Origin of the sequence: Amycolatopsis sp. WGS_07 (assembly GCF_045278895.1) — a bacterium.
In the GTDB taxonomy this organism is placed as follows: domain Bacteria; phylum Actinomycetota; class Actinomycetes; order Mycobacteriales; family Pseudonocardiaceae; genus Amycolatopsis.
The window spans coordinates 4385705-4406347 of the sequence record NZ_CP136053.1 but is presented as its reverse complement, the minus strand read 5'-3'; the positions used below and the strand labels follow the sequence as shown (position 1 = coordinate 4406347).

At 69.3% G+C, this 20643-nt stretch carries 7 protein-coding genes; all 7 read right to left on the bottom strand.

What is annotated here, in order from left to right:
• Window positions 1–49: 49 nt before the first annotated feature.
• Complete coding sequence (locus tag RPX00_RS21040) at window positions 50–12226, bottom strand: SDR family NAD(P)-dependent oxidoreductase (RefSeq protein ID WP_406641699.1); 12177 nt, start codon at window positions 12224–12226, stop codon at window positions 50–52.
• Between the two features lie 25 nt (window positions 12227–12251).
• Window positions 12252–13469: a cytochrome P450 gene (locus tag RPX00_RS21035; RefSeq protein ID WP_406641697.1), complete on the bottom strand. Its 1218-nt coding sequence runs from the start codon at window positions 13467–13469 to the stop codon at window positions 12252–12254.
• 82 nt (window positions 13470–13551) lie between these two features.
• Window positions 13552–14853, bottom strand: a complete 1302-nt coding sequence (locus RPX00_RS21030) for a cytochrome P450 (protein WP_406641695.1) — start codon at window positions 14851–14853, stop codon at window positions 13552–13554.
• 479 nt (window positions 14854–15332) lie between these two features.
• Entirely contained in the window at window positions 15333–16538 is a 1206-nt protein-coding gene (locus tag RPX00_RS21025) for a cytochrome P450 (protein ID WP_406641693.1), read from the bottom strand.
• Between the two features lie 239 nt (window positions 16539–16777).
• Window positions 16778–17599 carry an aldo/keto reductase gene (locus RPX00_RS21020; protein ID WP_406641691.1) on the bottom strand — a complete coding sequence of 274 codons (822 nt, stop codon included), beginning with the start codon at window positions 17597–17599 and terminating at the stop codon, window positions 16778–16780.
• A 15-nt stretch (window positions 17600–17614) separates the two neighbouring features.
• On the bottom strand, window positions 17615–18793 hold the full coding sequence (locus RPX00_RS21015; RefSeq protein WP_406641689.1) for an MFS transporter: 1179 nt from the start codon (window positions 18791–18793) through the stop codon (window positions 17615–17617).
• A gap of 853 nt (window positions 18794–19646) precedes the next feature.
• Complete coding sequence (locus tag RPX00_RS21010) at window positions 19647–20609, bottom strand: LacI family DNA-binding transcriptional regulator (RefSeq protein ID WP_406641687.1); 963 nt, start codon at window positions 20607–20609, stop codon at window positions 19647–19649.
• Between the last annotated feature and the right edge of the window lie 34 nt (window positions 20610–20643).

Below are 20643 nucleotides of genomic sequence, written 5' to 3'. Positions count from 1 at the left end.
CCGCTTGAGATAGTCGCGCAGCCGGTCCTCGTCCGCCATCCGATTCCCCTTAGTCCAGGCCCAGTTCGCGGTCGATGAGGTCGAACATCTCGTCGTCGCTCACCGCGCCGAGGTCGTCGTCCGGTTCGTCCCGCACCGCCGCGAGCATCGTCCGCAACCGGTCCGCCACGTCCGCCCGCTCGCTTTCGTCCACTTCGGACAGCCGGGCGGCGAGCCGGTCCAGCTCCACCCCGAGCGGCGGAGCCGCCGGAGCGATCCGTGTCCGCAGGTGGTCCGCGACCGCGGCCGGCGTCGGATGGTCGAACACCAGCGTCGCGGACAGTCGAAGCCCGACGCGCTCGCCCAGCCGGCCGCGCAACTCCATCGCGGTCAGCGAGTCGTAGCCGAGGTCTCGGAACGGCTGGTCGTCGCCGATCGCCTCAGAACTGCTGTGCCCCAAGACAAGTGCCGCTTGTTCGCGAACCAACCGCAGCAGCGTCGCGCGTTGCTCCACTTCGGACAGTTTGGCCAGCCGACTGGCCAAAGCGGACTCTTCCCGCGGTGCCGGTTCGCTCATCGCCCGCACCGCTTCCGGGACGCCGGTCAGCAGCGGCCGCGCACGCGCGGAGGTGAACAGCGGGACAAACCGTGTCCAGTCGACGTCGGCGACCGCGACCATCGCCTGGTCCTGCCCGAGAATCCGGCGCAATGCCGCGAGCGCGGGGCGGGTGCCGACCAGCGGCAAACCCTGACGCCGCAACTGATCCGGATCGACCCCGTCCGGGAACCGGGCTCCGTCCCAGACACCCCACGCGACCGAGGTCACCGGGCGGCCCTCCGCGCGCAGCCGGACCGCCAGCGTGTCGAGGTAGGCGTTTCCGGCCGCGTAGGCACCGTGATCGCCGCTGCCCCAGACGCCCGCGATGGACGAGAAGAACACCAGCGCATCGAGTTCGTGGTAGTCGAGCAGCCGGGCCAGATTCTCCGCACCGGCGATCTTCGCCTCGACGACGGCGGCGAACTCGTCCAGGTCGATGTCCCGCACCGCGCCGAGTTTCATCAACGCGGCGGCGTGGAATACCGAGCGCACCGCACACCCGCGCTCGCGGAGGCTGTCGAGCAGCTTCGCGACCGCGTCCGGGTCCGCGATGTCGCAGGCTGCGATGGTGACTGCGGCGCCCAGTTCGGTGAGTTCGGCTTCGAGTTCCGCAGCACCGTCGGCAGCCGGTCCGCTGCGGCTGACGAGGACGACGTGGTCCGCACCTTCCCGTACCAGCCAGCGCGCGATGTCCGGACCGAGCGCGCCGGTGCCACCGGTGATGATTGCGGTGTCCCGCGCCTGCCAATTCCCGCCCGCCACGGCCGGGGCACGCACGAGACGCGCGACCCGCACGCCGTCGGGACCGATGGCGAACTGGTCCTCGTCGCCCCAGCCACCGGCGATGGCGTGCTTGACGGCCGTCAGCTCGGCCGGGCCGATGTCCTCCGGCAGGTCGATCAAACCGCCCCAGGTCTTCGGGTGCTCCAGTGCGACAACCCTTCCCAGGCCCCAGATCTGTGCCTGCATCGGGTCGTTGAGTGCGTCGCGAGTCAGTGTCCACAGGGGAATGTCGTGTTCAAGCAAGGCTTGGGACAGCGCAAGGCTTCCCGCTACACCGCGCGACAGCAATGGGTAGTCCGGATGCGGCCGGTCGTCCGCCGCGAGCAGGGACACGAGCGCGGCCGCGTGGCCGATCTGATCCAGCACCGGACGGTCCGGGTCGAACTCGACCACTTGCGCGGAGAGTCCTTCGAGGACGGTCGCCGCCCACCCCTGATGTCCGGCTGGGACGAGCGCGACCAACGGTCCCGGCTCCGCGGCAGCCGGTGCACCGGCCGGTTGCCATTCAACTGCGTACCGCCACTTGTCCACTGCGGACTGTCCAGAACCGGCTGGCCAGAACCGCTGGTGCTGGAACGCGTAGGAAGGAAGCTCGACCGGCGGCGAGGACACCGCCGGTCGAGGCCAGTCGACGGACACCCCGCGCACGTGCGCTTCGGCCACTGAGGACAGGAACCGATCGAGGCCACCGTCATCGCGACGGAGCGTGGTGAGCACGGTCGCCGGACTTTCGGCGGCGTCGAGGGTCTCCTGAATGCCTTGCGCGGCTACCGGGTGTGGGCTGACTTCGATGAAGGTGCCGAAGCGGTCCCACAGCGCCGCGCGGATCGCCTCCTCGAAACGCACTGTCTGGCGGAGGTTCGTATACCAGTAGTCCCCGTCGAGACCGTGGGTGTCGATCACCGCTCCGTGCACTGTGGAATAGAACGCGATCTCCGCACTGCTCGGCGAGATCTCGGCGAGCTGCTCGACCAGTCGGTCCCGAATGGACTCGACCTGCGTGGAGTGCGACGCGTAGTCCACCGCGATCCGTCGCGCCCGGATCTCGCGGGATTCGCACACTTCCAGCAGCTTCTCGACCGCTTCCGGACTGCCGGAGACCACTGTGGACGACGGTCCGTTCACCGCCGCTACTTCCAGCTCCCCCAGCAGATCCGCCAGGTCGCCGACCGGCAGTGCGACCGAAACCATGCCGCCCTGACCAGCCAGCACCTCGCTGATGAGCTGACTGCGCAACGCCACCACCCGCGCGCCGTCCCGCAGCGACAACGCACCTGCCACACACGCCGCGGCGATCTCGCCTTGGCTGTGGCCGACCACGGCAGCCGGTTCCACTCCGTACGACCGCCACAATCCCGCCAACGCCACCATCACGGCCCACGAAGCGGGCTGCACGACGTCGACACGTTCCAGCAACGCGCCGTCCGACAACGCTTCGTCCAGCGACCAGTCCACGAATTCGGCCAGCGCCGCCGCGCATTCCGACAGCCGCGCCGCGAACTCCTCCGATGCCGCGGCCAGCTCCCGAGCCATCCCCACCCATTGGGAACCCTGCCCGGGGAACACAAACACCACTCGACCCGGCGTGGTCGCTGCGGTCCCGCGCAGCACTCCCGGCAGCTCACGACCAGCGGCGAGAGCGTCGAGCTTCGCCACCAGATCGTCCCGAGTGGACGCGACGACGACACCCCGGTCTGGCAATACGGCTCGGGTCGCGGCCGAGGCGTATCCGAGTTCAGCCACCGTCAGTTCCGGTCGCGCATTCACGAAATCCCGCAAGCGCGCGGCCTGCGCGCTCAACGCTGCTTCGCCGCGTCCGGAGACCAGCACCGGAACTGGTCCAGCAGCAGGGGTCTCCATGCGCTCGACGGCCGGACCTTGCTCGAGGATGACGTGTGCGTTGGTCCCGCTGATCCCGAACGACGACACCCCAGCCCGCCGCGGCCGCTCTACGGCAGGCCATTCCACGTTGTCGGTCAGCAATTCCACCGCGCCAGCCGACCAGTCGACGTGCGGTGAAGGTTCGTCCACATGCAACGTTCGCGGCAGCAGACCGTCCTGCATCGCCTGCACCATCTTGATGACCCCGGCCACGCCTGACGCCGCCTGCGTGTGCCCGAGATTCGACTTCAGCGAACCCAGCCACAGTGGACGCTCCCGGTCCTGGCCGTAGGTGGCCAACAGTGCCTGCGCCTCGATCGGATCACCCAGCGCCGTACCAGTGCCATGTGCCTCGACCGCGTCAACGTCCTGAGTGGACAACCCAGCCGAGGCCAGCGCGGCACGAATGACCCGCTCTTGCGACGGGCCGTTCGGGGCCGTCAGGCCGTTCGAAGCACCGTCCTGGTTCACCGCCGAGCCACGCACGAGAGCCAGCACCCGATGCCCGTTGCGCTCAGCGTCCGAAAGCCGTTCCAGCACCAGCATTCCGACACCCTCGGACCAGCCGGTACCATCGGCCGCCGCCGAGAACGGTTTGCACCGGCCGTCCGGCGCGAGTCCGCGCTGACGGCTGAATTCGGTGAACGTCGTCGGCGTCGCCATTACCGCGACCCCGCCCGCCAACGCGAGCGAACATTCCCCAGACCGCAGCGATTGCGCGGCCAAATGCAGCGCCACCAGCGACGACGAGCATGCGGTGTCGACCGTCATCGCCGGTCCTTCGAGACCGAACGAGTACGACACCCGGCCCGACACGACACTGCCGCTCGTGCCGGCCAGCACCTGACCTTCCAGCTCAGCCGGAATTTCGCCGAACGCCGCGCTGTAGTCGTGGTACATGACGCCCGCGAACACCCCAGCGCGACTGCCGCGCAGGGACAACGGATCGATCCCGGCCCGTTCGAAAGCTTCCCACGAGGTCTCCAGCAACAGCCGCTGCTGCGGATCCATCGCCAACGCCTCACGCGGCGAAATCCCGAACAACGCGGCGTCGAATTCCGCCGCGCCGGAAAGGAAACCGCCCTGCCGGACGTAACTGGTGCCGGGGTGGTCGGGGTCGGCGTTGAAAAGCGCGTCGATGTCCCAGCCGCGGTCGGCCGGGAATTCGCCGATCGCGTCCCCGCCTTCGGACACGAACCGCCACAGCTGCTCGGGCGAATCGATTCCGCCCGGGTACCGGCAGGCCATGCCGACGATCGCGATCGGCTCGTCGGCCGCCGCCACCGGCACCGTCTCAACAGGACGGTCCTCCCCCGCCGACTGGCTGCGCAGGTAATCCGCGAGCGCGGCCGGGGTCGGGTGGTCGAAGACGGCGGTCGCCGGGAGTCGCAGGCCGGTCAGCCGGCTCAACCGGTTGCGCAGTTCGACCCCGGTCAGCGAGTCGAAACCGAAGTCCTTGAACGGCCGGTCCGGGGACAGCCCGGCCGGGTCGGAGTGCCCGAGCACCACCGCGACCTGCGCCAGCACCAGGTCCAGCGCGTGCTGTTCGTTAGTGAGCCGGGCCTGCGGCGCACTCGAGTCGACCGTCGGCACCAAACCTCGCAAAACCGCAGGTAGCAGGCCATCCCGCTGCTGGGCGCGCAACGCGGCGAGGTCGAGCCGCACCGGGACGAGCACGGGCTCGTCGAGTGCGGTGGCGACGTCGAAGAGCGCCAGCCCCTCGGCCGCGGTCAGCGGGATCACCCCGGCGCGTGCCATGCGGGACACGTCGACGTCGCTGAGGTGCTCGGTCATCTCGCTGCGGTCCGCCCAGAAACCCCAGGCCAGCGACGTGGCGGGCAAACCGCGGGCGTGGCGGTCCGTGGCCAGCGCGTCGAGCGCCGCGTTCGCCGCCGCGTACGCGGCTTGGCCGGGGCTGCCGAAGGTTCCGGCGATCGAGGAGAACAAGACGAAGGCGTCGAGGTCGCTGGTCAGTTCGTCCAGGTTGCGCGCGCCCTGGACCTTGGCGCGCATGACGTGCTCGATGCGTTCCGCGGTCAGCGATTCGATCACCGCGTCGTCCAGCACCCCGGCCGCGTGCACGACCGCGGTGACCGGATGCTTGGCGAGCAGCGCCGCGACCGCGTCCCGATTGGACACATCGCAAGCCGCCACGGTGACCGCGCAGTCCAGTTCGGCACGTAGCTCGGCCATCCCCGGTGTCGCGGAACCCCGGCGGCCGACCAGCACCAGCCGCCGTACCCCGTGCTCTGCCACCAGATGCCGGGCGACCAGTCGGCCGAGCGTCCCGCCCGCACCGGTGATCAGCACTGTCGAATGTGGACCCCATGGGGATTGCGCTGTGGTACCGGTCATTCTGGTCAGCCGCGGCACGAGAACCCGGCCAGCCCGGATCGCAAGCTGCGGTTCCCCAGTGGCCACCGCTCGTCCCAGCAGCCGCTCGTCGCCGTCCTCGACCAGGACGAATCGGCCGGGATGCTCGGACTGGGCCGAACGCACCAGTCCCCAGACGGCCGCCTCGCTGGTCACGACCGCCAACCGGGATTGGCTGAACCGGTCTTCCGCGAGCCACTGCTGCACCAAGGCGAGGGCCCGGTCCGGCGCGTCCGTACGAACGCCGACTACCGGCAGCGCGGAATCCACTTCGGACAGATCGGTCACCATGGGCAAAGCGCCCGATGCCGGAACCGAAACCGGCGACCACTCCACGCGGTAGAGCGACTCGTGCTGGCCAGTGCCGAGCTGGTTCACCGTCACCGGCCGGAGCGCCACCGAGTCCACAGTGGCCACGGGATTGCCCTGCTCGTCAGTGAGGTCGATGGCTCCGGCGGAAGTCACGCGAGCGCGCAGCGTTGTCGCGCTGGTCGGATACAGCCGCACGCCGTTGAAGGTGAACGGCAGCATCGTGTCGCCGGTGTCGGGGAGGATCGCGTGCAGAGCGGCGTCCAGCAACGCGGGATGCACGAGGTGTCCGCCCGGCACTTCCGGCAAGCTGATCTCGGCGTACACCTCGTCGCCGCGGCGCCACATCTTCCGCAAACCTTGGAAGACCGGGCCGTAGCCGTACCCGCGATCAGCCAGCGCTTCGTACCGTGTGGACACTTCGACGGCACCAGCGGGCGGCCAGGCGCGGAGGTCGGCCACCGGACGGCTGCCCGCACCAAGCATGCCGGTCGCGTGCCGGGTCCATTCGGCACTCGCGTCGGTCCGGGAGTAGATCTCGACGGTCCGGCGGCCGTCGTCACCGGCGGACCCGACGGTCAGCTGGACCAGGACGCCGTCCCGGTCCGGCACGACCAGCGGCGCCTGCAGGGTGAGTTCCTCGACATACGGGCAGCCGACCTGCTCCCCGGCCCAGGCCGCCTGCTCGACGAACGCGGTGCCCGGCAGCACCACAGTGCCCAACACAGCGTGATCAGCCAGCCAGGAATGCTGACGGACAGTTACATTTCCGGTAGCCAGCAGAGAATACGACCCGGCTACCGAGGTGACCGCGCCCAGCAACGGATGCGTGGCCGGCTGCAGTCCGAGTGCGGCGGGGTCGGCGGAACCGGCCGGGGTTTCGAGCCAGAAGTGCTGGTGCTGGAACGCGTAGGTGGGCAATTCGAGCGCGGGCCCGGTGCCGCTGATCGGCCATTCCACCGCGACCCCGCGCACATAGGCCTCCGCCACCGAGGTCAGGAACCGGCCGGAACCGCCTTCGTCGCGACGCAGCGATCCGACCGCCACCGCGCCGGGGACGAGGTCCTCCACATTGGCCACCAGCAGCGGATGCGGACTGGCCTCGACGAAGAACCGGTTCCCCGCCTCGGCCGCCGCCCGGACCGCATGATCAAAGTGGACAGTCTCGCGAAGATTCCGGTACCAGTACTCCGCGTCCAGCTCGGTGGTGTCGATCCGAGTGCCGGTGACGGTGGAGTAGAACGGGATGTCCGACGTGCGTGGCACGATCCCGGACAAGAGTTTCACCAGCTGCGCGCGGAGCGGTTCGACCTGCGCGGAATGGGCGGCGTAGTCCACCGGGATCAGCCGGGCCCGCACACCCTCGGCGGTGAATTCCGCCAGCAGCTCCGTCAGCTCGGCCGGATCGCCGGACAGCACGACCGCCGACGGGCCGTTCACCGCTGCGATCGAGACGTTCGGCGTAAGCCGGGGTTCCACTGAGGACTCGGGCAGCAGCACCGACAGCATGCCGCCCGGCTCGGACAACGTCGTGAGCACCTTGCCCCGCAAGGCAACGACCGCCGCCGCGTCCTCTAGCGACAACGCACCCGCGACACAGGCTGCGGCGATCTCTCCCTGCGAGTGCCCGATGACCGCCGACGGTTCGACGCCATGAGAACGCCAAAGTTCAGCCAACGACACCATCACCGCGAACAGCGCGGGCTGCACGACGTCGACTCGTTCGAGCGCGGCGGGATCGCCGAGCACTTCAAGCAGTTTCCAGTCCACATGCGACTGCAGAGCGTCCGCGCAGGCATTCAACCGCGCGGCGAACACCGGCGACTCGGCAAGCAGCCGTTGTGCCATTCCCGCCCATTGCCCGCCCTGACCGGGGAAGACGAACGTGATGCCACCGGTGACGTCCGCGGTGCCCTGGACTTTGCCAGGCACTTCACGACCGTCGGCGAGCGCCTGCAACTGCTGCAACAGCTCGGTGCGGTCTTCCGCCAGTACAGCCGCCCGGTGCTCCAGCGCGGCGCGGGTCGTCACGGTGGCATACGCGAGATCGGCGACCGTCGCTTCCGGACGGTCCGCCACGAAGTCCCGCAACCGCGCGGCCTGGGCGCTCACCGCGGTCGCGTTCTGTCCGGAAAGCAGTACTGGTGCCGAGCCCTCGACCATCGCATTCTCAGCGATGGGAGCCTGCTCGATGATGACGTGCGCGTTGGTCCCGCTGATTCCGAACGACGACACCCCAGCGCGCCGCGGCCGGTCCACGGCAGGCCAGTCCACGGCTTCGGTCAGCAGCTCCACCGCGCCAGCGGACCAGTCCACCTGCGGCGACGGTTCGTCCACATGCAACGTTCGCGGCAGCACTCCGTCGCGCATGGCCAGGACCATCTTGATCACTCCGGCGACCCCGGCCGCCGCCTGCATGTGCCCGACGTTGGACTTGACCGAGCCCAGCCACAGTGGACGCTCCCGATCCTGCCCGTAGGTGGCCAGCAATGCCTGCGCCTCAATCGGATCACCCAGCGCCGTACCAGTGCCATGCGCCTCAACAGCGTCAACGTCCTGAGTGGACAGTCCAGCCGAAGCCAGCGCGGCCCGGATCACTCGCTCCTGCGAAGGACCATTCGGCGCGGTCAACCCATTCGACGCACCATCCTGGTTGATCGCGGAACCGCGCAGCACGCCGAGAATCCGCCGCCCGTTGCGTTGAGCCAGCGAAAGAGGTTCCAGCACCAGCATTCCGACGCCCTCGGCCCAGGCAGTGCCGTCCGCGTCCGAGGAGAAAGCCTTGCACCGGCCGTCCGGCGCCAGCCCGCGCTGCCGGCTGAACTCGGTGAACATTCCCGGCGACGCCAGCACCGTCACCCCGCCCGCCAGCGCCAGCGAGCATTCCCCGGACCGCAGCGACCGCGCCGCCAAATGCAGCGCCACCAACGAAGACGAGCACGCGGTGTCTACAGTGACCGCCGGTCCTTCAAGTCCGAATGAATACGAAACCCGTCCTGACGCGACGCTCGGCGTGGTCCCGGTCAGCACGTAACCGTCCCCTTCGGACGATTCGTGCATCCGCGCGCCGTAATCCTGCGCCGTCGCACCAACGAACACACCGGTCCGGCTGCCGCGCAACGAATGCGGGGCGATACCGGCCCGCTCGAACGCTTCCCACGAAGTCTCTAGCAACAGGCGCTGCTGCGGATCCATCGCCAGTGCCTCACGCGGCGAGATCCCGAACAACTCAGCGTCGAACTCTGCCGCGCCAGAAAGAAAGCCGCCCTGCCGGACGTAGCTCGTTCCCGATTCCTCGGTGCCGAACAGCCGCGTCAGGTCCCAGCCGCGATCGTCCGGGAAATCGCCGATCGCGTCGCCTTCGGCCCGGACGAACTGCCAGAACTGCTCCGGTCCGTCCAGCCCGCCGGGGAACCGGCACGCCATCCCGACGATCGCGACCGGCTCGTCGACCGGCTGCACGACCTCGTCCGGTGCACTGGAAACAGTTCCGGCCAGCGCGGCGGCGACCGCGACCGGGGTCGGGTGATCGAACAGCAGCGAGGGCGGGACTCGCCGCCCCAGCGCTTCCGTGAGCCGATCGCTCAACTCGACCAGCATCAACGAACCGAACCCCAGGTCCTTGAACGGCCGCCGCACATCGACCGCGTCTGCCGATGCATATTCCAGCACAGCGGCGACGTGCCGCCGGACCAGCTCCAGCGTCGCGCCCTCATCCACAGTGGACTTCACCGGAGCTGGAGCTTGCTCGACGGCGGCTCCCGGCCAGTACCGCTGCCGCTGGAACGGATACGTCGGCAGCCGCACCCGGTGCGCGCCGTGCGCGGCGTAGAACGACCGCCAGTCAACCGAAACCCCGCGCACGTGCGCCCGCGCCACCGCTTCGAGCAGCGCACGAACCTCGTCCCGATCCCGCCCCCGCAACACCGGCAGGAACGCACCCTCGGCGGAATCCCGGCCCAGCACGGACAGCGTCCCGTCCGGCCCCAGCTCCACAAAGGTCGTCACGCCGCGTTCAGCACAGCGCCGGATCCCGTCGGCGAACAGCACCGCCGCACGCGCATGCCGCGCCCAGTACTCCGGCGACCGGATTTCGTCGGCGGTCAGTTCCCGACCGGTCACATTGGACACCACCGGAAGCCGCGGCTCCCGCCACGTCACGGCTTCCGCGACGGTACGGAACTCCGCCAGCATCGGGTCCATCAACGGCGAATGAAAGGCGTGGCTGACCCGCAGCCGCCGAGTCTTCCGGCCCTGTGCGGCCCACCGTTGCGCGATCTCCAGCACCGCCGGTTCAGCACCGGACAACACCGTCGCCGACGGCCCGTTGACCGCGGCGATCGAGACCTCGGGCTGACCGTCCACATCAGAGCGCAGCTCGTCTTCGCTAGCGCGCACCGAGACCATCGCGCCGCCCGGCAACGCCTGCATCAACCGTCCCCGCGCAGCTACCAGCGCGCACGCGTCCGACAGCGACAAGGCACCAGCAGCGTAAACCGCGGCCAGCTCACCGATGGAATGTCCAAGAAGGACATCCGCCGTCAGGCCCCATTCCGTCAGCAGACGGAACAACGCCACCTCGATCGCGAACAGCGCAGGCTGCGTGTACGCGGTCTCATCGAGCACCGAAGCTTCGGAGAACATCACCTCGCGCAACGGACGATCGAGATGCGCGTCGAACTCAGCACACACCTCGTCCAGCACCGTCGCGAAGACTTCAAACCGCTCGTACAGCGCCCGGCCCATCCCGGCCCACTGGCTGCCCTGGCCGGTGAACAGGAACGCCACTTCCCCCGGCACCGGGGAACCCTGGATCGCCCCCGTGCCGGACGCGAGCGCGGCCAAACCAGTGTCCGCCTCAGCCGCGTCCGCAGCCACTACGACCGCCCGGCGCTCCAGCTCAGCCCGGGTCGTCGCCAGCGAGTAGCCGACGTCGGCCGGATCCGCCGCAACCCCGCGCAGCGCGGAAGCCAACTCCCCCAGCGCCGCATCGTCGCGCGCGGACAACGGCAGCAGTACCGGCAGGGCAGACTCGGTCTGCGCGGCGCTGGCGGAAGCCCATCCGGACAGGACCAGGTGGCAGTTCGTCCCGCCCATCCCGAACGAACTCACCCCCACCCGCGCGGAATCCGGCAGCGGCTCCGCGGAGGTGACGACCCGCATGCGCAGCTCGTCCAGCGGAATGGCGGGATTGGGCGTCTCGAAGTTCCGGCTCGGCGGCACGGACTGATGCGCGACGCACAGCACCGCCTTCAGCAGCCCGGCGATCCCGGCCGCGCCTTCGAGATGTCCGATATTCGTCTTGACCGAACCGACCAGCAGCTCGCGTTCGGCGGAATACACCCGCCCGAGCGCCGCCGCCTCGATCGGATCGCCCAGCGGCGTGCCGGTCCCGTGAAGCTCCACATAGGACACTTCGGCCGGCGCTATCCCCGCGCGCTGACAAGCCAGTCGCAGCACGTCCTCTTGCGACTCTTGGCTCGGCGCAGTCAACCCCGCGCCGCCGCCGTCGTTGTTGACCGCGCTCCCCCGGATCACCGCGTAGATCGAATCACCGTCCGCGATGGCCCGGGACAGCGTCTTCAGCACGACGATGCCGCCGCCTTCGCCACGCGCATACCCGTTGGCGCGCGCGTCAAAGGTGTAGCTGCGTCCGTCGGGCGACAACGCGCCGAACGCCTCGATGACGTCGTGTGCACCTTGAGTGAGGTTGAGGTTCACCCCGCCCGCGAGCGCGATCTCGCATTCGCGGCCCCGCAAACTGCGGCAAGCCAAGTGCACCGCGAGCAACGACGACGACTGTGCACTGTCGACAGTGAGGCTCGGCCCGTGCAGCCCGAGCGCGTAGGAAACCCGGTTGGCGATGAGGCCCCGGCTCAACCCCGTGGCGGTGTGCTGCGAGACCGTGTCCGCGATCGACCCGAAATCCCCTGCGACAGCACCGAAAAATACCCCGACCTGGCCAGCGCTGGGCACGATGCCCGCGTCCTCCAGCGCTTCCCAGGACAGCTCCAGCATCAGCCGCTGCTGCGGGTCGGTGACCGCGGCCTCGCGTGGGGAGATCCCGAAGAACTGCGCGTCGAAGGTGTCGACCTGGTCGAGGAAACCGGCTCGCAGCGGCCGGCCGTCCGGGGTGTGCAGCGGTTCGGGGCCGCCGGGGACGAAGCGGGTCGCGGGCGCTTCCCCGACCGCCTCCGTCCCGTCCCGCAGCAGCTTCCAGAACTCCGCCGGGTTCGCCGCCCCCGGCAGCCGGCAGGACATCCCGACGACCGCGACCGGGTCGTCTTCTCTCGCCGAACTCACTGGACGCACCACCCCCGGGTGTCGGTCAGGCCGCGTTGAGCAGGACCGGAAGATCCGCGTATCCGCGCAGCACGAGGTTGTCGATGCGGGTCGCCTCGGCGTCCGCGCGCTCGATCCGGTACCGCGTGACCAGCTCGGTGAGCGCGACCTGGGTGGACAGCCGGGCCAGCGGCGCCCCGACGCAGAAGTGCGCGCCGACGCCGAAGCCGAGGTTGCGCTCGGGCTTCCGGCTGACGTCCAGGGTGTCCGCGTTCTCGAAGGCGCGCGGATCGTGGTTCGCCGCGCCGACCATGATCGTGACCGCCTCGCCCGCGGCGACCGGCTGTCCGGCGATCTCGGTGTCCTCCAGCGCGAGCCGCATCCCGGCGACCTGCACCGGCGAGTCGAAACGCAGCAGTTCCTCGACCACGCCGACCGCTTCCCCCGGGTTCGCGCGGAACCACTCCAGCTGTTCCGGATGACGCAGCAGCGCGGCGACCCCGTTGCCGATCAGGTGCGCGGTGGACAGGTAGCCCGCGGACAGCAGCAGCCGGCACGTGCTGACCAGCTCGGTCCGGCTGAGCCGGTCCCCGTCCTCGGCGACCGCGACCAGCGCGCTCACCAGGTCCGCCGCCGGTTCCGTCTGGCGACGGCGGGCCAGCTCGGCGAAGTACTCGTCGAAGTCGGCGCGGGCGCGGTTGCGCTGCTCGGCTTCTTCCGGCGTCAGCATGAAGTCCGGGTCGAGCCCGCGGCCGAGCGCGGCGGACCACTGTTCGAACAGTGGTTTGTCCTCGGCGGGCACGCCGAGCAGTTCGGAGATCAGCTGGGACGGCATCGCCAGCGCGAGCGAGGTCATCAGGTTCACCGGTTCGCCGGTCGCGGCCTCCGCGAGCAGCCCGCTGGCCAGCTCCTCGGCCCGCGAGCGCAGCTTCTCGATCATCGACGCGGAGAACGCCTTCGTGACCAGCCGCCGGATCCGGGTGTGGTCCGGCGGGTCGAGGAAAACGAACGGCCGGACCTCTTCGCCGTCGGCGTTCGTGGTGATCTGCGACGAGACCAGGCTGCCGTCGCCGTGCCCGAAACTGCGGTTGCGCAGCACCTCGGAACACTCCGGGAACCCGGTCACCACCCACATCCCCGGCGCGGTCCGCAGCGCCGGAGCCTGTTCGCGCATCGAACGGAACACCGGGTACGGGTCGGCGCGGAACCCGGGGTCGGACGGGTCGAACGGGAAAAGATTCGCCAGCTCAGCGGTTTCGGACATGACGGGACACCAATCGGTTCGGCGGTGCGTCGGCCGGTTTCGGGAGGCCCGGCCGCGGGCAGGGGCGGCCGGGCGAGGCGCGTCAGGCGGGGACGAACTCCACCGGCATCTCGAGCGCGACCGTGTGCTTGTTGTTGCGGGCCCACGGAACCGGCCCGGTCAGCCGCACCTCGGCGACCTGGTCGAGCAGTTCCGTGAAAAGCGCGCGCAGTTCGGACCGGGCGAGGGTGAGCCCGAGGCAGGTGTGCGTGCCGTGGCCGAACGCGAGGTGCGGGTTCGGGTCGCGGCGGATGTCGAAAGTGTCCGGATCGGCGAAGACCTCCGGATCGCGGTTGGCCGAGGCCCACCAGAGCGTGACCTTGTCGCCCTCCCGGATCAGCTGGCCGTTGAACCGGATGTCCTCGGTGGCCGTGCGCCGGTTGTACGGCGTCGGGCTCGACCAGCGCAGCATCTCCTCGATCGCACCGTCCAGCAGAGACCGGTCCGCGCGCAGGTCGCGCCACTGGTCGGGACGTTCGGCGAGCGCGAGCATGCCGATCGCGATCGCGTTGCGGGTTGGTTCGGTGCCCGCCAGCGAAAGCAGGTTGAAGAACACCTCGCGTTCGTAGTCCGACAGCGGGGCCACGCCGTCGACCCGCGGCAGGTCGGCGTGGATGATGCCGGACAGGAAATCGTCGCCAGGGTCCGCGCGTTTGGCCGCGACCAGCTCGCGGCTGTAGTTGTACATGTCGAGCAGCACCGACTGGCTGCGGTCGCTCGACTCGCCCGAATCGCGGTCCTCGTAGCCCATCGCGACATCGGTCCAGCCGACCAGCCGGTCCCAGTCCTCGGCCGGAACTCCCAGCAGCGCCGCCATGATCTCCACCGAGAACCGGCCGGCGACCGCGGTCTGGAAATCGCCCGTGCCGCGCTCGACCGCTTTGGCCACCACGGCCGCGGCGCGGTCGCGGACCACCGGTTCCAGCTTGCCGAGCCCGGAGCCGGTGACCATCGGCGCGACCAGGTCCTTGAGCAGCCGGTGCCGCGGATCGTCCATCATGTTCAGCATTCCGCCGGAGTACGTCCCGGCGGGAAGGTCGTCGAGGTGCGTGCCGCCGCCCTCGCGGGAACCGCCGCCCTGGGAGGAAAACACCGGGTTCTGCGCCGCTTCGACGATGTCGCGGTAGCGGCTGAGCACCCAGAAGTTCTCGCCGTCGCGGGTGCGTCCCGGCGGATGCAGCAGCACCGGCGCGGACTCCCGGAGCCGGGCGAAAACGTCGTACGGGAAACCGGCGGCGAACCGGTCCTGATCGGAAAGGTCGAAACCTCCGAGGACCTCGGGGAGATCCTGACCGGCGACTTCGGCAGCCCCTCGTGAAGTGGACAGGGCGGGTTGTTGTGCCACTCTTGCGACCCCCAGCGCATTCTGTGATTGAGCCCGACATTGCCGCACGGATCCGAACTACGTCAAGCCTCCGGTTGGGCCTATCCAGCCGGTACCGCACCGGTCGCGCCGCGTGTTCGTCCCAACCGCAAGGCACTGACCTGCGCAGATGCCGCGTCTTACGTGGTCGGGTGACCACAAAGGACTACTGCGCGCACGCGATCGATCACTTCCCGAAGTCGGGCGAAACCTATTTCGTCACACGAATTCCGCCTTGCTCCATTCTCGACAGAGCCGTGATATCGGAAACGTCGGCCATTTCCGCTGCACGCCGCCGCTTGCCCGGTCGGCAACTAGTGCGGATGGGCGCGCGAATTACGTTAAATGCTTCGCGAGTCCAGGACGTAATGCGGTTGCGGAACTGCGCGCCGGCAGGGTACGGCGGATCCTCGAGCCGTTTTCGAGGCAGCGCTCAGCGGTGCATGCTCAGCGGCTCGTGCTCAGCCGTCGATCTCCACCGGCAGTTCGGCGAGCCCGCGCATCACGACGTTCGGCACCCGGCTCGGTTCCCCGGCCAGCGCCAGGTCGTGGTCAAGCAGCGCGGTCACCGCGGCCTGCGCGGCGAGGCGTGCGACCGGTGCGCCGACGCAGAAGTGGATGCCGAGCCCGAACGCGAGGTTGCGGCTCGCCGGCCGCGCGACCCGCAGTTCCTCCGGGTCCTCGAACAGCGCGGGGTCGCGGTTGGCCGCGCCGAGCAGCAGCATCAGCTGCTCGCCCGGCTGGAACGTGGTCCCGCCGATCTCCGCCTCCGCGAGCGCGGTCCGCGAAACCAGCTGGACCGGGGCGTCGAACCGCATCATTTCCTCGACCGCGCCGGGGATCGCGTCGCGGTTGGCGCGCAGCCATTCGAGCTGGCCGGGCGACCGCAGCAGCGCGAGCATGCCATTGCCGATCAGGTTGACCGTGGTCGCGTAGCCGGCGCCGAGCAGCAGCGTGCAGGTGACCAGGATTTCGAACTCGGTGAGCCGGTCGCCCGCCTCCTCGGCCGCGACCAGGCTGCTGACGAGGTCGTCGCCCGGCTTGCCGCGCCGCGCCTCGACGAGCGTCGCGAAGTACTCGCGCAGCTCGCGGCGGCCGTTGTCGCGTTTGGCGATTTCCTCTGGCGTAAGGAAGAAACTCGGGTCGAGGCCGCGGGCGATGTCGCTGGTCAGCTGCCGGAAACGCGGTTCGTGCTCGGGTTCGACGGCCATCAGCTCGCCCAGCAGCAGCGCCGGGAGCGGATGCGCGACCGCCGTCATCAGGTCCGCTGTCCCGCCCGCAGCCGCGCCGACCAGCTGGTGCGCCAGTTCGAGCGCCCGGTCGCGCATCCGGTCGACCCGCCGCGCGGCGAACGCTTTGCTGACCAGCGTGCGGATCCGGGTGTGCTCGGGCGGGTCGGCGAAGATGAACGGCCGGACGACCGAACCGTCCTCGGCGGTGTTGAAGTGATCGGCGACCGTGGCGCCGTCTCCCCAGCCGAAGCGGGGATCGCGCAGCACGGCGGAGCAGTCCTCGAAACCGGTGAGCGCCCAGATGCCCGCCGGGGTCCGCAGGATCGGGCTCTCCTCGCGCAGCGTGCGGTAGGTCGGGTACGGATCGCTGATGAACGCGGGATCGAACGGGTCGTACGGCAGCAATTGGGCGAGCAGCCCGGCATCGGCGGTCATCGGCGTCCTCCTCGATGGACGGGGAGGTCCGGTAAGAAAATCTTGGCAGCACAAGGAGACGGATCAGCCTGCTGGCTCCCCCGAGTCCTCATCGAACATCCCCAGTGCGGTGACCGACCTCGTCACCTGCGGCCACCTTTGCAGGCGGTCGCGCGGGTTGTCAACCAGATGCCGCACCGGTGGCCGGGAGCCGCGCGGGCTCCCGGCCACCGGGTTTTCCGTTACTCCGTAACGAACCGTCAGTTCAGCTGGTCGGGATCCGGGCCGGTGCGCAGGCCGCGGTCGGCGGCGGCGATCGCGGCGAGGTCGCTCTCGGTCAGTTCGAAGTCGAAGACGTCGAGGTTCTGCCGGATCCGGGCGGGCGTCACCGACTTCGGGATCACGACGTTGCCCAGCTGCAGGTGCCAGCGCAGCACGACCTGCGCGGCGGATTTCCCGGTGCGCGCGGCGATCTCGGCGATCGCCGGGTCGGTCAGGACCGCGCCCTGGGCGAGCGGGCTCCACGCTTCGGTCGCGATGCCGTGTTCGGCGTGGAATGCGCGCAGTTCGGTCTGCTGCAGGCCGGGGTGCAGTTCGATCTGGTTGACCGCGGGCACTAGTCCGCTGTGGTCGAGCAGCCGGCGCAGGTGCGCGGGCTGGAAGTTGGACACGCCGGCGGCGCGGATCCGGCCGTCCTTGGCGAGCCGCTCCAGCGCGCGCCAGGTGTCGAGGTAGCGGTCGCGGGCGGGCGTCGGCCAGTGGATCAGGTACAGGTCGGCGTAGTCGAGACCGAGTTTCGCGAGGCTGGCGTCGAAGGCGCGCAGGGTGGAGTCGTAGCCCTGGTCGTCGTTCCACAGCTTGGTGGTGACGAAGAGGTCCTCGCGCGCGATCCCGGACTCGGCGATCGCGCGGCCGACGCCGGCTTCGTTGCCGTAGATCGCGGCGGTGTCGATGCTGCGGTAACCGGCTTCGAGCGCGCTGGCCACCGCGGCGGTGGTCTCGTCGTCCGGGACCTGGAAGACGCCGAAGCCGAGCTGCGGGATTTCGACGCCGTTGTTGAGACGGACATTGGGGACAGTCATGCGAATTTGCCTTTCTCAGTGCTGGACAAGGGGTTCGGCCACCGCGACCCGCGGCCGTCGCTCGAGCGCGGCCGACCAGATCGCGAGCCCGAGCGCGGAACCGGCGAGCGCGGCCCCGACCCAGTTCGGCGCGGTGTAACCGAATCCGGCGGAAATCACGACGCCGCCGAGCCACGCGGACAGTGCGTTGCCGAGGTTGAACGCGCCGATGTTGACGACGGACGCGAGCGTCGGCGCGCCGTGCGCCTGGTCGAGAACGCGCTTCTGCAGCGGCGGCACAGTGGCGAATCCGAGCGCGCCGATCAGCAGAATCGTTGCGGCGGCGAGGATTTTGCTGTGCGCGGTGAAGGTGAACAGCGCCAGGACGATCGCGAGTCCGCCGAGGCTGACGTACAACAGCGGCATGAGCTTGCGGTCGGCGAACCGGCCGCCGGTCAGGTTGCCGAGGAACATGCCGACGCCGAACAGCACCAGCAGCCAGGTCACCGCGCCCGCCGAGTACCCGGCGACCTCGGTCATCATCGGGGCGATGTAAGTGATCGCCGCGAAAACGCCGCCGAAGCCGAGCACCGTCATCGCCATCGCGAGGACAACCTGGACATTCCGGAAAGCGGCCAGCTCCTGGCGAAGATGCGCTCCTTCCGGCCGGGGCAGATCCGGCACCAGCTTCGCGACCCCGGCCAGCCCGACGACGCCGAGCGCCGCGACGATCCCGAAAGTGACCCGCCAGCCGACCGCCTGCCCGACGAACGTGCCGAGCGGCACGCCGACGATGTTGGCGACGGTGAGCCCGGTGAACATGATCGCGATCGCCCCGGCCCGCTTGTCCGGCGCGACCAGCTCGGCCGCGACGACGGAGCCGATCCCGAAAAACGCCCCGTGCGCGAGCGACGCGACGATCCGCCCGGCGAGCATGACCCCGAACACGGGCGCGAGGGCCGACAGCAGGTTCCCGGCGACGAACAGGCCCATGAGCAGCATGAGCATGGTTTTGCGGTTGATCTTCGTGCCGAGAATCGTCATCACCGGGGCCCCGGCGACGACGCCCAGCGCGTACCCGGTCACCAGGAAGCCCGCGGACGGGATGGAAACGCCGAACTCCGCGGCGATCTCCGGGAGCAGGCCCATGATGACGAATTCGGTGGTTCCGATGCCGAAGGCCCCGATGGCCAGGGCTACCAGTGCTAGTGGCATGAGCCCGCGTCTCCTTGGTCTGTGGTGGCCGCTGTTTGTCGGCCTTCGCAATAGTTGCATACGCGGCATGTTGTTGGCGCGTGTTGTTGATGAGGGTCACAGTGGTTGGGCGGGGTGGGGTGGGAGCGGGTGGGCGATATCGAGGCGGGGCGGGCTGGTGTCGGTGATGTCCGCGGGCTGGGTCGTCGGTGGTGCGGCGGGGGGTCCGGGCCGGGCGGGTCTGCCGGGGGTTCGTCAGCGGTGCCGGATGGCGGATCGACGGCGGTGGGGCGTTGGGGGGAGGGGAGGGAAGGTCGCGAGCCGTGGGCGGGCGGTCGCGGGCCGCGCGGGTCTCGCGGGTGGCGCGGGTCGCACGCGCCTGTGGGCAGAACGAGTCTCGCGGGCAAAGCGGGTCGCGCAGGTCGCGCGGGCAGAGCGCGCCGCGCAGGTCTCGCGGATCGCGCAGGTCGCGCAGCAGGTTGCGCGGGCAGAGCGGGCCGCGCGGGTCACGCAGGCAGAGCAGCGGGCAGCGGGCAGCGGGCAGCGGGCAGCGGGTCGACGGTATGCAATCGCCCGGGATACATGCAGCCGGTCTCCGAGCGGACAGAAGACCGGCGTCCGGATCCACCAGGAAAGTCCCCTGGAGCCAGTCGCCAGGATCCCGGCCAGCTCCATCCACGCAGCAAGTCGACATGTCATCAGTCGCCGGTATACAAAAGACTGGATCCATGAAGCTCATCTGCGACATCCAGACAACGACATCCAGACGACCGCATCCATGCGACAGGATCCAGCCGACGGGATGCGAGCGACTGGATTCACCGGACTGTCTTCCGGATTCAGGTTCCGCGGCATCGCGCCGAGTTGGCGGCACCTAGAAGGGAGCGACGGATCCTCGGATCACGACCGACGTTTCGAGGACCTCGTGCTCCGTGTGGCCGGACAGAGCTAAGTGGACGGCAGCGCGGCCCAATTCCTCATACGGCACCCGGACGGTGGTCAGGTTTAAGTCTTCGGCTAGGTCTAGGTCGTCGTAGCCGACCAGGGAAACGTCTTCGGGCACGCGCAGGCCGTGTGCGCGTAGAGCGGTTCGGGCACCAGCGGCGATCAGGTCAGTCGCGGCGAATACGGCGGTGAAGTCTTCCGGCAGGCGGGCGCAAAGCTGCTGGTAGCCGGATTCCCGGGTGGATTCGGCTGGTTGCGTCCAGCCGGAATGGCCGAGGGCGCGACGGTAACCGGCCAGTCGTTCGGCGACGGTTGTGGTCGTGGGGCCGGAGGGCGGGCCGCCCAGGAAGAGGATTCGGCGGTGGCCTGCGGAGAGCAGGTGCTTGGTCACGGCATAGGCGCCGGCCTCGTTGGCGTAGTCGACTGCGGGGACATGACCAGTCGGCGTCCGTCCACACAGGACTAAACGTGCATCGGCGGCGGCTAATCCTTGGGCTAGGTCGGTGATTCGGGTGCGGTATTCGACGTCATCGACTACGTCGCCGATCAGGATGACTGCGCTGGCGCGTTGTTCGCGCAGCAGGTGTAAGACGTCGCGTTCTCGGTCCGGGTCGCCTTGGGTGGGGCAGATCAGGCAGAGTGCGCCGTGCTCGGCACTGGCTTCCTCGATGCCTTGCGCGGCATAGGCAAAGGCTGGTGCGCGGACGTCCGGCAGTACAAATGCGACTGTCCGAGGAACGAAGCCAGCGCGAGCGTGCACATAGTCGAGCGCCTGGATTGACTGCTCGACGCGTCGGCGGGTTTCTGTCGCGATCGGGTAGTTTCCGGCCAGTGCGCGGGAAACGGTCGCCACGGATACCTTTGCGTGGTCGGCGACTTCACGCAGCGTCACCCGGTTCCCGCGTTGTCTGCCCGGCATGCCGGAA

Bases quoted from the DNA above. Each gene is read 5' to 3' on its own strand.
- RPX00_RS21025 (WP_406641693.1), bottom strand. From the start codon at position 16,538: ATGACCGCCGATGCCGGGCTGCTCGCCCAATTGCTGCCGTACGACCCG.
- RPX00_RS21015 (WP_406641689.1), bottom strand. From the start codon at position 18,793: ATGCCACTAGCACTGGTAGCCCTGGCCATCGGGGCCTTCGGCATCGGA.
- RPX00_RS21020 (WP_406641691.1), bottom strand. From the start codon at position 17,599: ATGACTGTCCCCAATGTCCGTCTCAACAACGGCGTCGAAATCCCGCAG.
- RPX00_RS21035 (WP_406641697.1), bottom strand. From the start codon at position 13,469: ATGTCCGAAACCGCTGAGCTGGCGAATCTTTTCCCGTTCGACCCGTCC.